At 74.9% G+C, this 13,569-nt stretch carries 12 protein-coding genes; 10 read left to right on the top strand and 2 right to left on the bottom strand.

Going from position 1 to position 13,569, the window contains the following annotated elements; translation table 11 throughout:
* Positions 1–40 precede the first annotated feature (40 nt).
* The gene (locus N555_RS0119980; RefSeq protein WP_231503028.1) at positions 41–640 is read right to left on the bottom strand and encodes an Lrp/AsnC family transcriptional regulator; all 600 of its coding nucleotides are present in this window, start codon (positions 638–640) and stop codon (positions 41–43) included.
* 78 nt (positions 641–718) lie between these two features.
* Here N555_RS0119980 and hppD point away from each other — a divergent pair, with 78 nt between their 5' ends.
* From hppD to N555_RS0119960, 4 genes are read left to right on the top strand one after another with little or no spacing between them, the layout of a single operon-like run.
* On the top strand, positions 719–1,921 hold the full coding sequence (hppD, locus tag N555_RS0119975) for a 4-hydroxyphenylpyruvate dioxygenase (protein WP_029433265.1): 1,203 nt from the start codon (positions 719–721) through the stop codon (positions 1,919–1,921).
* A 10-nt stretch (positions 1,922–1,931) separates the two neighbouring features.
* Positions 1,932–3,119 (top strand): homogentisate 1,2-dioxygenase, encoded by a 1,188-nt coding sequence (locus N555_RS0119970; protein ID WP_029433264.1) that lies wholly within the window; start codon positions 1,932–1,934, stop codon positions 3,117–3,119.
* Positions 3,116–4,315: a fumarylacetoacetase gene (gene fahA / locus N555_RS0119965; protein WP_029433263.1), complete on the top strand. Its 1,200-nt coding sequence runs from the start codon at positions 3,116–3,118 to the stop codon at positions 4,313–4,315. Before N555_RS0119970 ends, fahA begins: the two co-directional genes overlap by 4 nt.
* 5 nt (positions 4,316–4,320) lie before the next feature.
* Complete coding sequence (locus N555_RS0119960; RefSeq protein ID WP_029433262.1) at positions 4,321–5,214, top strand: phenylalanine 4-monooxygenase; 894 nt, start codon at positions 4,321–4,323, stop codon at positions 5,212–5,214.
* Positions 5,215–5,300: 86 nt separating this feature from the next.
* Here the strand turns inward: N555_RS0119960 and N555_RS0119955 are convergent, their stop codons facing one another.
* A complete protein-coding gene (locus N555_RS0119955; protein WP_029433261.1) occupies positions 5,301–6,707 on the bottom strand; it encodes an FAD-binding oxidoreductase in 1,407 nt (468 codons plus the stop codon).
* 248 nt (positions 6,708–6,955) lie between these two features.
* On the opposite strand from N555_RS0119955, the gene N555_RS28850 reads away from it, so the two are divergent.
* The 6 genes from N555_RS28850 to N555_RS0119925 all read left to right on the top strand — a co-directional run bounded on the left by N555_RS28850 (position 6,956) and on the right by N555_RS0119925 (position 13,557).
* Positions 6,956–8,074 (top strand): helix-turn-helix transcriptional regulator, encoded by a 1,119-nt coding sequence (locus tag N555_RS28850; RefSeq protein ID WP_051684278.1) that lies wholly within the window; start codon positions 6,956–6,958, stop codon positions 8,072–8,074.
* A 91-nt stretch (positions 8,075–8,165) separates the two neighbouring features.
* Positions 8,166–8,924, top strand: coding sequence for a histidine phosphatase family protein (locus N555_RS0119945; RefSeq protein WP_029433259.1), 759 nt, complete (start codon positions 8,166–8,168; stop codon positions 8,922–8,924).
* Positions 8,917–9,807: an NAD(P)H-hydrate dehydratase gene (locus N555_RS0119940; RefSeq protein WP_029433258.1), complete on the top strand. Its 891-nt coding sequence runs from the start codon at positions 8,917–8,919 to the stop codon at positions 9,805–9,807. The genes N555_RS0119945 and N555_RS0119940 overlap by 8 nt, the downstream gene beginning before the upstream one ends.
* Before the next feature lie 352 nt (positions 9,808–10,159).
* On the top strand, positions 10,160–10,990 hold the full coding sequence (locus N555_RS0119935) for a phosphatase PAP2 family protein (RefSeq protein WP_051684277.1): 831 nt from the start codon (positions 10,160–10,162) through the stop codon (positions 10,988–10,990).
* A gap of 126 nt (positions 10,991–11,116) precedes the next feature.
* Positions 11,117–11,965 (top strand): phosphatase PAP2 family protein, encoded by an 849-nt coding sequence (locus tag N555_RS0119930; RefSeq protein ID WP_051684276.1) that lies wholly within the window; start codon positions 11,117–11,119, stop codon positions 11,963–11,965.
* A complete protein-coding gene (locus tag N555_RS0119925) occupies positions 11,962–13,557 on the top strand; it encodes a hypothetical protein (RefSeq protein ID WP_197029098.1) in 1,596 nt (531 codons plus the stop codon). Before N555_RS0119930 ends, N555_RS0119925 begins: the two co-directional genes overlap by 4 nt.
* Positions 13,558–13,569 lie beyond the last annotated feature (12 nt).

Below are 13,569 nucleotides of genomic sequence, written 5' to 3'. Positions count from 1 at the left end.
GCTGCTCGCGCCGACCGCAACCGCCGCCGGCGGTCAGCGATCAGCGATCGGCGTCGCGGCGGTGGCCGGAGCGTCCGGCGTCGGGAGCCGCCTCGGTGTGCAGCAGCGGCAAGGCGCGGAGCGGCACCAGCCGGGACAGTGCGATGACACTGGTCGACCGGACCACGCTCGAGGACCGGTCCAGCTCCACCAGCGTCCGCTGCAGCGCCTCGTGTGAGCTCGCGGCCACCCGGCACAGCACGTCCCCGCGCCCGGTCGTGGCGTGCGCCTCCAGCACCTCCGGGATCGCCTCCAGGTCGCGCTGCACCGCCTCGATCGCCCCCTGCGCGATCTCCAGGGTCACGAACGCCTCCACGCCGAAGCCCGCGGCGCGGACGTCGATCTCCGGCCCGTAGCCGGTGACCACCCCGGCGTCCTCCAGCCGCTGCAGCCGGGCCGACACGGTCCCGCGCGCCACCCCGGTGAGCCGCGACAGCTCCAGCACGCCGGCCCGCGGGTGCTCCCGCAGCGCCTCCAGCAACGCCAGGTCCAGCGCGTCGAGCACACCGCCGGGCGCCATGCCGTCTCCTCTCCAGCCGCTGGTCAGGAAGACCAGCACGGAGCGCCCCCAGATGGGCTGGCTGGTCAGCCCGCACAGCATCCGGGACGCCAGTTGCCCAACAGCGTGCCCGCGGTGTGTCCTGCGTCGCAACAGACCATCCCCGACGGAGGGACCCGCATGACGCTCGACCAGTTCCTCGACGACGAGCGCGCGGCGCAGCTGACCCCCGAGCAGCTCCGGCAGCTCGTCGGGCTCGTCGACCACGACCCGTCGACCGACCCCTTCCCGGTCTCCGGCTGGGACTCGCTGGTGTGGGTGGTCGGCAACGCGACGCAGGCCGCGCACTACTACCAGTCGGCGTTCGGCATGGAGCTGATCGCCTACTCGGGCCCGGAGACCGGCAACCGCGACTCCGTCGCCTACGTCCTGCGGTCCGGCGCCGCCCGGTTCGTCCTCACCGGCGCCTACGACCCGGCCAGCGCGATCGCCGACCACCACCGGCGGCACGGCGACGGCATCGTCGACATCGCGCTCACCGTGCCCGACGTCGACAAGTGCATCGCGCACGCCGCGGCGATGGGCGCCACGGTCCTCGAGCAGCCGCACGACGTCACCGACGAGCACGGCACCGTCCGTCTCGCGGCCATCGCCGCCTACGGCGACACCCGGCACACGCTGGTCGACCGGTCGCGGTACTCCGGCCCGCACCTCCCCGGCTTCGTCGCCCGCACCTCCACCCACGTCAAGCGCCCCGGCGCACCGGCCCGGCTGTTCCAGGCCATCGACCACGTCGTCGGCAACGTCGAGCTCGGCGCGATGGACCAGTGGGTCGCCTTCTACAACCGGGTCATGGGCTTCACGAACCTCGCCGAGTTCGTCGGCGCCGACATCGCCACCGAGTACTCCGCGCTGATGAGCAAGGTCGTCGCCAACGGCAACCACCGGGTGAAGTTCCCGCTCAACGAGCCGGCGCCGGGCAAGAAGCGCTCGCAGATCGACGAGTACCTGGAGTACTACGGCGGGCCCGGCGCCCAGCACGTCGCCCTGGCCACCGGCGACATCCTCGGCACGGTCGACGCGCTCCGCGCCGAGGGCATCGAGTTCCTCGCCACCCCGGACTCCTACTACGAGGACCCCGAGCTCCGGGCCCGCATCGGCGAGGTCCGCGTACCGATCGAGGCGCTGCAGTCGCGCGGGATCCTGGTCGACCGCGACGAGGACGGGTACCTGCTCCAGATCTTCACCAAGCCGACCGGCGACCGGCCCACCGTCTTCCTCGAGCTCATCGAGCGGCACGGCTCGCTCGGTTTCGGCAAGGGCAACTTCAAGGCGCTGTTCGAGGCGATCGAGCGCGAGCAGGCCCGGCGCGGGAACTTCTGAGGAACCGGCGATGGCCCACTACCGGCGGGTGGGACAGGTCCCACCGAAGCGGCACACCCAGTTCCGCCGTCCCGACGGCGGGCTGTACGCCGAGGAGCTCGTGGGGGAGGAGGGCTTCTCGGCCGACTCCTCGCTGCTCTACCACCGAGGGCTGCCCTCGGCGCTGGTCGACGCCCGCCCGTGGGAGCTGCCCGACCAGTCGCTGACCGCCAACGCCCCGCTGCTGCCCCGGCACCTGCGCCTGCACGACCTCTTCCCCGGCGAGGAACACAAGGGGACCGACCCGGTGACCGGCCGGCGGCTGGTGCTCGGCAACCCCGACGTCCGCATCTCCTACGCCGTCAGCTCGCTGACCAGCCCCTACTACCGCAACGCGATCGGGGACGAGTGCGTCTTCGTCGAGCGCGGGACGGCGACCCTGGAGTCGACGTTCGGCGCGCTGGCGGTCGGGCAGGGCGACTTCGTCGTCGTCCCACGGGCCACCACCCACCGGTGGGTCCCCACCGGCGAGGAGCCGCTGCGCACCTACGTGATCGAGGCGAGCTCGCACATCGCGCCGCCGAAGCGGTACCTGTCGCGGTACGGACAGTTCCTGGAGACCGCGCCCTACTGCGAGCGCGACCTGCGCGCGCCGGCCGAGCCGCTGCTCGCCGAGGGGACCGACGTCGAGGTCTACGTGAAGCACCGCGGTCCGGCCGGCACGGTGCACGTGGTGCCCGAGCACCCGTTCGACGTCGTCGGCTGGGACGGCTGTCTCTACCCCTACGCGTTCGACGTCGCCGAGTTCGAGCCGATCACCGGGCGGGTGCACCAGCCGCCGCCGGTGCACCAGGTGTTCGAGGGCGCGGGCTTCGTGATCTGCGCGTTCGTCCCGCGCAAGGTCGACTACCACCCGCTGGCCGTCCCGGTGCCCTACTACCACTCCAACGTCGACAGCGACGAGGTCATGTTCTACGTCGACGGCGACTATGAGGCCCGGAAGGGCTCGGGCATCGGCCGGGGATCGGTCTCGCTGCACCCCGGCGGGCACCCGCACGGCCCGCAGCCGGGGGCCGTCGAGGCGACGCTGGGCGCCGAGTACTTCGACGAGCTCGCCGTCATGGTCGACACCTTCCGCCCGCTGGACCTGGGGGAGGGCGGCACCGCGAGCGACGACGGCCGGTACGCGTGGAGCTGGTCGGGCCGGGGGCCCTCATGAGCTGGGTCGACCTGCCGGCGGGCACCGGTTTCGGCCTGGCCAACCTGCCGCACGGCGTCTTCTCCACCCCCGGCACCGCGCCCCGGTCCGGGATCGCGATCGGCGACTCCGTCCTCGACCTCGCCGCCGTGACCGGCGACCCTGTGCACGCCACCGGCTCGCTGAACGCGTTCCTCGCCCAGGGGCCGACGGCGTGGCGGGAGCTGCGCGCGCGGGTCACCGACTGGCTCACCGACGAGGTGTACCGGGCACGGGTGGAGCCGCACCTGATCCCGCGGGGCGACGTGACCATGCACCTGCCGGTCGAGGTCGCCGACTACGTCGACTTCTACAGCTCCCGGCACCACGCGGAGAACCTCGGCCGGATCCTGCGCCCGGGTTCCCCGCCGCTGCTGCCGAACTGGCGGCACCTGCCGGTCGGCTACCACGGCCGCTCCGGCACCGTGCGCGTCTCCGGCACCCCCGTCGTCCGCCCACACGGTCAGCGGGCCGAGCCCGAGGGGCCGCCGTCCGCCGGCCCCACCCGGCGGCTGGACATCGAGGCCGAGGTCGGCTTCGTGGTCGGCGCGCCGTCCGAGCTCGGGACGCCGGTGCCGCTGGGTGCCTTCCCCGAGCACGTCTTCGGCGTCTGCCTGGTCGACGACTGGTCCGCGCGCGACCTGCAGGCCTGGGAGTACGCGCCGCTCGGACCGTTCCTCGGCAAGTCCTTCCTGACGTCGGTGTCGCCGTGGGTCGTGCCGCTGGCCGCGCTGGAGGCGGCGCGCGTCCCGGCGCCGCCGCGCGACGTCCCGCTGCTGCCCTACCTCGACGACGGCGACGACCCCTGGGGCCTGGACCTCTCCCTCGAAGTGCGCCTGAACGGCGCGCTCGTCAGCTGCCCGCCGTTCGCCGGCATGTACTGGACGCCGGCGCAGCAACTGGCGCACCTCACGGTCAACGGCGCCGCGCTGCGCACCGGCGACCTCGTCGCATCCGGCACGGTCAGCGGGCCACGGCGCGACCAGCGCGGCTCGCTCATGGAGCTCTCGTGGGGCGGGACGGAGCCGCTGACGCTCGCCGGCGGGACGACGCGCACCTTCCTCGAGGACGGCGACGAGGTCACCATCAGCGGGACCGCCCCCGGCACCGACGGCAGCCGGATCTCCCTGGGCGAGGTCACCGGCCGCGTCGTCCCCGATCCGATGCGGGAGGAGTGAGGACCATGTTCGAGGAGGCGCAGCTCTACTCCCCGGTCGAGGAGCACGGCGACGGGACGGTCACGGTCCACCTCGCCCCGAACCACCCGGGGGTCGCCGACCCGGCCTACCTCGCCCGCCGGGGCGCGATCGCGCGGGTGGCGCTGGACTGGCGGCCGGGGGAGCCGGTGCCGGCCGTCGAGTACACCGACGAGGAGAACGCCGTCTGGCGCACGGTCTGCCGGGAGCTCACCGCCAAGCACCGGCGGCTGGCGCACTCGGCGTACCTGCAGGCCTGGGACGACGTCGCGCTGCCGACCGACCGGATCCCGCAGCTCACCGAGGTCTCCGCGCGGGTGGGCGCCCGCACCGGGTTCACCTTCGACCCCGCGCCCGGGTTGGTGCCGCTCCGGCAGTTCTACGGGGCGCTGGCCGAGCGCACCTTCCACTCCACGCAGTACATCCGGCACGCGTCCCAGCCGCTGTACACCCCGGAGCCCGACCTCGTGCACGAGGTGATCGGACACGGGGTGGCACTCGCGTCGCCGCCGTTCGCCGAGCTGCACCGGCTGACCGGAGAGGCCGCCCGCCGGCTGACCGACGACGCGGCGCTGCGCTTCCTCGCCAAGGTCTTCTGGTTCTCGTGCGAGTTCGGCGTGATCGTCGAGGACGGTGAGCTGCGCTGCTACGGCGCCGGGCTGCTCTCCTCCTACGGGGAGATCGAGCAGTTCCGCTCGGCCGACATCCGCCCGCTGGACCTGCGGGAGATGGGCACCGCGGAGTACGACATCACCCACTTCCAGCCGGTCCTCTACCGCGCGGAGTCGCTGGACCACCTGCTCGACGTCGTCGGCGGGTTCTTCGCCGCGATGGACGACGAGACGCCGCAGCGGCTGGGGGCGACTGCCGCCTCGGCCTGACCGGGGACGACGCGGGTGTTCCCCGCGCCGTGCGGGTCCTGCAGGACCCGCAGAGCACGAGGAACACCCGCAACGTGCAGGCCGGGTCACTCCCCGCGGGCGGGACGCACCGGGTGGTTGGACCGGATGACGTCGGCCGGGTCGTACGCGGCCTTCACGGCGCGGAGCCGGTCGTGGGTCGCGGCGCCGAAGAGCTCGTCGCCGGAGCGCGCCACCTCGGCGAAGTTCAGGTAGCACCCGCCCGTCGACCAGGGCGCCATGGCGGACCGGACCGATCGGACCGCCCCGCGCACGGCGGCGGACGCCTCGGGTGTCGGCGTGATGCCCACCGCGAACAGGGCGAACCCGGCGTCGATGGCCGACACCGCCCCGCCGGCCAGGTCGACCCGCCGGACGGCCCCGCCGAGGTGGCGGAGCTCCAGCGACAGCAGCGCCGGTCCCGCCGCCGCGGAGGCGCCGGTGAAGGCGGCGATCGCGCCCTCGTCCAGGTCGTCCAGCAGCATGCCGTCGCCGTGCGCCGGGACCGGCCCGTCCGGGTCCATGTGCAGCAGGCCCAGCTCCGTCACCGGCGTGGGGCCGAAGGTGTCCAGCGACGGGCCCAGGGCGCGCAGCGGCGCGAGCAGGGCGTCGGCCTCCTCGGCGTCGAGCTGGCAGGCGGCCTCGACGACGACGTAGGACCGGCCCGACAGGTGCGGGGGCAGGTCCGGCAGCGGCGGGAAGCGCAGGATGCGCCCGACCGACGTGACGGTCTCCGGCACGCCCGGCAGCCACTCCCGCCAGGCCTGCAGGACCTCTGCCGCCCGCTCCACCGGGAAGAACAGGATGCCGGCGTGCACCTCCCGGATCGGGAACAGCCGGAGCTCCAGCGCCGTGACGACGCCGAAGCTGCCGCCACCGCCGCGCAGGGCCCAGAACAGGTCAGGGTCGTGCGTGGCGTCGACCCGGATCAGCCGGCCGCCGGCCGTCACCACCTCGAGCGCCACGACGCTGTTGGCGGCCAGGCCGTGCGAGCGGGCCAGCCAGCTGAGCCCGCCGCCCAGCGTGTACCCGGCCACGCCGACGTCGCGCGAGGAGCCGGCGAGGGCGGCCAGCCCGTGCCGGCCCGCCGCGACGGTCACGTCGCCCCACTCGGCGCCGGCCTCTACACGGGCGGTGCGCGCGACGGGGTCGACGGTGACGTCGCGGAGCAGACCGGTGCGGACCAGCACGGTGTCCGACAGGTCGCCCAGGGGGCCGGCGTTGTGCCCGGTCGACTGGGCGGCCACCCGCAGCCCGGCCGCCCGGGCGGCACGGACCACGGTGACGACGTCGCGCGCCGATCCGACGAGGGCGACGGCAGCCGGCTGCTGGTCGACGGCCACCTGCCAGGCGGCGCGGACGGCGTCCCACCGCGGGTCGCCCGGGAGGACGAGCGAGCCGTCCAGGTCGGCCGCCAGCGACACCAGCCACTCGGTGGCGCGGGGGACGACGGTGGTGGGCAGGGTGGTGGTCATGGCGGGTCCTCCGGTGGGAGCTGGGGGCTGCCGGCGGCGGTCGCCGCGGCGCTGGGGACGACCCTCGGGCCGCCGTCGTCCCCGGCCCATCCCGCGACCGGGAGGCACCTGCCGGGCCGGGCCCCTCCGCCGCGACACCCCTCGACCTCCCGATCCCCTACAGATGGAGGGTTGTCGCCGGACACCGGGCGCGCCCACACTCGCTCCTGCGCATCCCGGCAGAGTGGGTGCCGGAGAAGGCGGCAGCCGTGGACTCAGCGACGATCGAACGAGGCATCGCCGGGCTCGAGGAGTCCTGCGCCCGCGGGCACGACGCGACGGGCCTCTTCGGGGAGATGTCCGACCGGCTGCAGCGCCTGGTGCCCTTCGACGGCGCCCTCTGGTTCGCCACCGACCCGGCCACGGTGCTGGCCACGGCGCCGGCCCGGATCGAGAACGTCGAGGACGGGCACTGCGAGACCTACTGGGAGCGCGAGTTCCGGGTCGAGGACGCGTTGCTCTTCCGCGACCTCGCCCGCACCGACACCGGCGTCGGCACCCTCTACGACGTCACCGGGGGGAACCCGGGCCGCAGCGCCCGCCACCGGGAGTTCGGCGCCCCGCAGGGCTACGGCGACGAGATGCGCGCCGCGCTGCGCGTGGGCACCTCGACGTGGGGCGTCCTCTCGCTGATGCGCGAGCGCGGGCGTGCTCCCTTCGGTGCGCGCGACGTCGAGCTCGTCCGCGCCATCGCCCCGGTGCTCGGCGACGCGCTCCGGATGCTCGCGGTGCGGACCGCGGCGGCGGTCCCGGCCGACCTGGGACCGGGCACGGCGCTCTACGGGCCCGACGGCGTGCTGCTCTCGCTGGACGAACCGGCCGAGCGGCTGTTCCAGGAACTGGGTGGCCCGGGCTGGTTGCCGCGGACCCTGCCGATGACGCCGGTGTCGGCGGTCCTGGCGCAGGCCCTCGCCGTCGAGCAGGGCAGGGAGCGCGGCCCGGCGTCCGCCCGCGTCCGCGCGGCCACCGGCCGCTGGCTCAGCCTGCACGCCTCCTGCCTGCGCGGGGTGGACGGCCAGCCGGGCCCCGTGGCCCTCACGATCGAGCCGGCGAAGTCGGCACAGCTCGCCCCGATCATCGTCGAGGCCTACCGCCTGACCGTGCGGGAGCAGGAGATCACCCGGGCGGTGGCGCGTGGGCTGTCCAACCCCGAGATCGCCGCCCAGCTGTTCCTGTCGCCGCACACCGTGCGCGACCACCTGAAGGCGGTCTTCGCCAAGGTCGGCGTCGCCAGCCGGGGCGAGCTGGTGGCGACCCTCTTCGCCGACCACTACGCCCCGGCGCTGCACGCGCCCGGCGTCGCCGTGGAGCACGTGCACCGCGGCTGACCTGCGGCCCTCGTTTGCCGCACCCGCTGTCCGGCTAGGGCTGCACGGCGCCGGGCACCCGCCCGCGCGCCTGCGGGCAGAGGGAGGCCGGATGGTCACGGCAGCTGTGCCGAGCGCGCTCTGGCTGGTCCGGCACGGCGAGAGCCAGGGCAACGTGTCGGCTGCCCGCGCGGGGGAGAGCGGCGCCGGCCGGCTGGAACTGGACGTCCGCGACCCCGACGTCCCCCTCTCCGACACCGGTCGCGGCCAGGCCGAGGCCCTCGGCGCGTGGCTCGGCGAGCTGCCCGCCGACCAGCGCCCCACCGCGCTGCTCAGCTCGCCGTTCGCCCGTGCCGCCGAGACCCTCCGAATCGCCGTCGAGACGGCCGGGCTGGACCTGCCGGTCCGGTACGACGAGCGCCTGCGGGAGCGGGACTTCGGCGCCTTCGACGGCATGACCGGCGCCGGGATCCGCGAGGAGTACCCGGAGGAGGCGGCGCGCCGCGACCTGCTCGGCAAGTTCTACTACCGCCCACCTGGTGGGGAGAGCTGGGCCGACGTCGCGCTGCGGGTGCGCAGCGTCCTGCTGACCGCGCAGCTCGAAGCCGCCGGCGAGCGGCTGCTGATCACCTCGCACCAGGCGGTGGTCACGGTCTTCCGCTACGTGCTGGAGGAGCTCAGCGAGCCGGAGCTGCTCGACCTGGACCGCCGCGAGCCGATCGCGAACTGCTCCGTGACCCGCTACGAGGCCGGCGAGGGCAGCAGGCTGCGCCTGGTCGAGGCCAACGTGGTCGCCCACCTGACCCGCGCCGACGAGGCCGTCACCGAGGAGGAACCCGTGACCGGAGAGCCCGGGGTGGGTCGTGGCTGACCGCGACCACGACCACGAGCTGGTCACCCCGCAGCTGCTGCGGGGCTGGCGGCTGCCCACGCCGACCGGTGGCAAGGAGTCCCGCGGCCGGATCCTGATCGTCGGCGGCAGCGCCGAGGTGCCCGGCGCGGTGCTGCTGGCCGCGGAGGCCGCGATGCGCGCCGGTGCCGGCAAGCTCCAGGTGGCGACGGCGGCCAGCGTCGCGAGCATCCTCTCCGTCGCCCTCCCCGAGGCGCTGGTCCGCGCCCTGGAGGAGACGCCGAGCGGCGCGCTGGCCGCGTCGGGGGTCGAGCGGCTGGAGGAGCTCGCGCAGGGCGCGTCCGCCGTCCTCGTCGGCCCCGGCATGACCGACGTCGAGGAGGCCCAGCGCCTCACCGACCGGTTGCTGCCGCACCTGGAGTGCCCGGTCGTGCTCGACGCCCTCGGCATCGCCAGCGTCACCGCCGACGCGGAGTGCCTGCGGCGCATGGAGGGGCGGGCCGTCCTCACCCCCAACCCCAGCGAGCTGGCCCTCACGCTGCACCGCGACCAGGACGAGGTCGACGACGACCTCGCCGGCGCCGCGCTCGAGCTGGCCGCGAAGGTGCAGGCCACCGTCGCCGTCGGTGGGGTGGTGTCGTGGATCGCCGCGCCCGACGGCCGGCTGTGGCGCGACGAGAGCGGTGGCGCCGGGCTCGGCGTCTCCGGCTCCGGCGACGTCCGGGCCGGCGTCACCGCCGGGCTCCTGGCTCGGGGCGCCGAGCCGGAGCAGGCCGCCGTCTGGGCCGCGCACCTGCACGGCCGGGCGGGGGAGCGGCTGGCCGCGGCGATCGGCGGGCTCGGGTTCCTCGCCCGCGAGCTCCCGGCCGAGATCCCGCGGGTGCAGGCCGAGATCGAGATCTGACCTCCGAGCCCGCCGCTCAGCCGGCGTACGGCAGGTCAGCGACGACGGACGGATGCGGGCGAGGCGAGAGAGCCCCGCAGTCGCGAGATCACCGTCCGTCATCCCCGGGCGGCACGCCGAGGGGGAAAGACCTGTTCACGACTGTCGGTGTCGGTGCGTATCGTGACCGTCCGCAGCGTCGCCGGGCGCGGGATCGGTCACCGGCGACCGATGAGGACGACCGATCCGGCGGGTCCTACCGCCAGGGGCGTCGCCGGTCGTCCTGCCCCTGCCGGGGTCCAGGGGGTCAAGACGGGCCCCCGACCGGCCGATGGGGAGAACGACAGCTGGACGGGCAGACGAGGAGGGGCGCGTGACCGACATCGTGGCCGTCGGCGGATCGTTCGCCTCGGGGCGCCGTGTCCGCCCGGTCGATCTCGAGGCGCGCACCCGCCGGCCCCGGCTGCGCGGTCCGGGCGGGCTCCCCTGGTGGTGCGAGATCCTGCTGCTCGCCGCGCTGTACGGCATCTACTCGCTGGTCCGCAACAGCGTCGGCGACGTCAGCGAGATCGCCTACCGGAACGCCTTCTCGGTCCTGCGGTTCGAGGACGCCTGGGACATCGCCTGGGAGCGCGGCCTCAACGACTGGGTGCAGGGCTCCGCGACGCTCGCCGGGGCGGTCGCCCTCCACTACGCCACGCTGCACTTCCTCGTCACGCCCGCGGTCCTGGTCTGGCTGTACCGCCGGAGGCGAGACCAGTACCGGGTCGTCAGCGCGACGCTGATGGCGACCACGGCCGTGGCCCTGCTGGGCTTCTACCTGATGCCGACCGCCCCGCCGCGGCTCCTGAGCGGCGAGGGCTTCGTCGACGTGATGAGCCAGACCGCGGGCTGGGGCTGGTGGCCGTCCTCCGGTGCGCCGGCCAGCGACGCGATCAGCAACCAGTTCGCGGCGATGCCGTCGCTGCACTGCGCGTGGGCGCTGTGGTGCGGGGCGGTGCTGTTCGTGATGGTGCGCCGTACCTGGGTCCGCGTCGTCGGCGTGCTGTACCCGCTGAGCACCTTCTTCGTCGTCATGGGCTCGGGGAACCACTTCCTGCTCGACGTGGTCGCCGGCGCCGGTCTGCTGGTCGTCGTCGGCGGGGTGGTGCTGCTCGCCGCCCGGCAGATCCAGACCCGGCGGGACGTGCCCGCCCCCGCCTGAGACCGCTTCGCCCCTGCCGCGGTCCCGGGAACTCGCTCACCGGTGTCGGCGGGTCTCGCTAAGGTCACGGACGGCGTCCCGGCGGCCGATAGGGGAGTGGGGACGGCGAGGCGAGGAGGGCTGCGCGTGACCGACACAGTCGCCGTCAGCGGCGCGAGGTCGACCGCTGACGCGCCGGGTCCCGCCGCACCCGAGACCGCACCCGGTGTGGCGCCGGCCCGTCGCGCCAGGCTGCTGCGCCGTCCGACCGGCCTGCCGTGGTGGTTCGAGTTCGTGCTGCTGTACGGCCTCTACAAGTTCTACTCGCACGTCCGCAACGGGGTGGGCGAGGTGCACGACCGGGCCTATGCCAACGCCGACTGGATCCTCCGCTTCGAGGACGCCACGTTCCTGGCGTGGGAGCGGTGGCTCAACGACTGGGCGCAGGGCTCGGACCTCTTCGCCGCGGTCATGGCCCTGCAGTACGCCACCTGGCACCTGTACCTGACCGCCGCGGTCCTCATCTGGCTCTACCGGTACCGCCGCGCCGCCTACCGGGTGGCCAGCACCATCTGGATGGCGACCACCTTCTTCGCCCTCGTCGGGTTCTACCTGCTCCCGACCGCCCCGCCGCGGCTCATGCAGGGCGAGGGCTTCGTCGACGTCATGCGGCAGACGTCGTCCTGGGGCTGGTGGCCCACCTCCGGCTCGCCCGCCGCCAACTCGATCAGCAACCAGTTCGCCGCGATGCCCTCGCTGCACTGCGCCTGGGCGGCCTGGTGCGGGATCGTCGTCTTCCTGCTGGTCCGCCGCACCTGGGTGCGCGTGCTGGCGGTGCTGTACCCGCTCATGACCTTCATGGCCGTCATGGCCACGGGCAACCACTACCTGCTCGACGTCGTCGCGGGCCTCGCCCTGCTCGCGGCCGTCGGTGCGGTCGTCCTCCTCGTCGCGCGGCTGGTCCGCACCCGGCGGGCGCCGGTCGCCGCGGCGTGACCGCGCTCGGCGGACCGCCCGCCGGCGGGGAGCGGCGGCCGGGGCCGGTGACGGCCCTCGGCCCGCTGCTCGTCGCCGTCGCGGCGGTCACCGTCGTGTGGCTGCTCGACCCGCCCCTGGCCGACCTGCAGGCGGCGCTGGCCCGCGAGCAGGCGGCCGACTCCGGCGTCGGCCTGACCTACTGGTTCAGCTGGTACGGCGGCATCTCGCCGGGCAGCTACTCCTCCTTGGTCCCGTTCCTCTCCCTGCTGGTCGGCTCCCGCGTCCTGGCGCTGGTGGCGCCGCTGGCCGTCGTCGCACTGGCCTTCCCGCTCTCCCGGGGCCTGCCGCACCCCGCCCTGTTCCGCTGGGCCGTCGCGGCGGCGGCGGTGAGCAACCTGCTCGCCGGCCGGGTCGCGTTCGGGGTCGGCGCGGCGATCGCGCTGGGCGCCGTGCTGGCGCTGCGCGCCCGGCGGCCCGTCCCCGGCGCACTGCTCCTCGCGCTCTCCGGGCTGGCCAGCCCCCTGGTGCCCGCCTTCGCCGGCCTCGTCGCGGCCCCGCTGCTCGTCGCCGGGGGCTCCCGCTCCCCGGTCCTGCGCGGTGCGCTGGCCGGGGCGGTCGCCGGGGTGGCCGTGCCGTTCGCCCTGTTCGGCGCCCCGGGCGCCTACCAGTTCCCGTGGACGACGCTCGCGCTGACCGTCGGGACGGCGGCGGCCGTGGGGCCGGCCCTCTGGCGGACGCCGCAGCGCTGGCTGGCACCCCTGCTCGCCGGCGCGGCCCTCGTGCTGTTCCTGGTGCCCACGGGCGTGGGCGCGAACATGGGGCGGTTCGCCTACCTCGTGCTGCCGGCGGTGGTCCTGGCGTGGTCCCGGTGGGACCGCCGGCCGCTGCTGCTCGTCCTGGTCCCCGCGCTGGCGTGGACGGTCTACGCGGCCGCCCGCGACGAGCACGCCGCGCTCGACGACGGGTACCGGGAGGAGGACTACGCGGCGCTGCGGACCGAGCTGCTGCAGCAACCCGACCTCACCGGACACCGGGTGGAGCTGGTCGACAACTGGTCCCGCGGCGGCTCGCACCTGCTGGGCCCGGAGGTCGCGCTGGCGCGGGGCTGGGAGGACCAGACCGACAACCACCTCAACGAGGAGTTCTTCGAGCCGGGCGGGCAGGACGCCGGCGACTACCGGGCGTGGCTGGCCGACAACGCCGTCGCCTACGTCGTGGTCGCGGCCGACCCGGTGACGCGGGACCGTCCCGAGCAGCACCTGGTGCGCACCGGCCTGCCGTACCTGACGCGGGTGTGGTCCGACGAGCGCTGGACGCTGTACCGGGTCACCGACCCGAGCCCGATCGTCGCCGCGCCGCTCGCGCTGCTCTCCGCCTCGCCCGCCGAGCTCGTCGTCCGGGTGCCCGACACCGAGGCGCACCGGGTGCAGGTGCGCCCCAACCGCTACCTCGTCGCGCGCAGCGCCGTCGACCCCGACGTCGCTGCCTGCCTCACGGCGACCGAGGACGGGTGGATCACCCTGCGGGCGCCGGCTCCGGGCACCTACACGCTCGCCGGCGACTTCTCGCTGTCCGGCGTCCTCGGGGAGGACGCCGAGAGCTGCGGCTGAGCCCCAGCCGCC

This window comes from Blastococcus sp. URHD0036 (assembly GCF_000701365.1).
GTDB lineage: Bacteria > Actinomycetota > Actinomycetes > Mycobacteriales > Geodermatophilaceae > Trujillonella.
The sequence above is the reverse complement of the archived record's forward strand: the minus strand, read 5'-3'. Positions and strand labels throughout refer to the sequence as shown.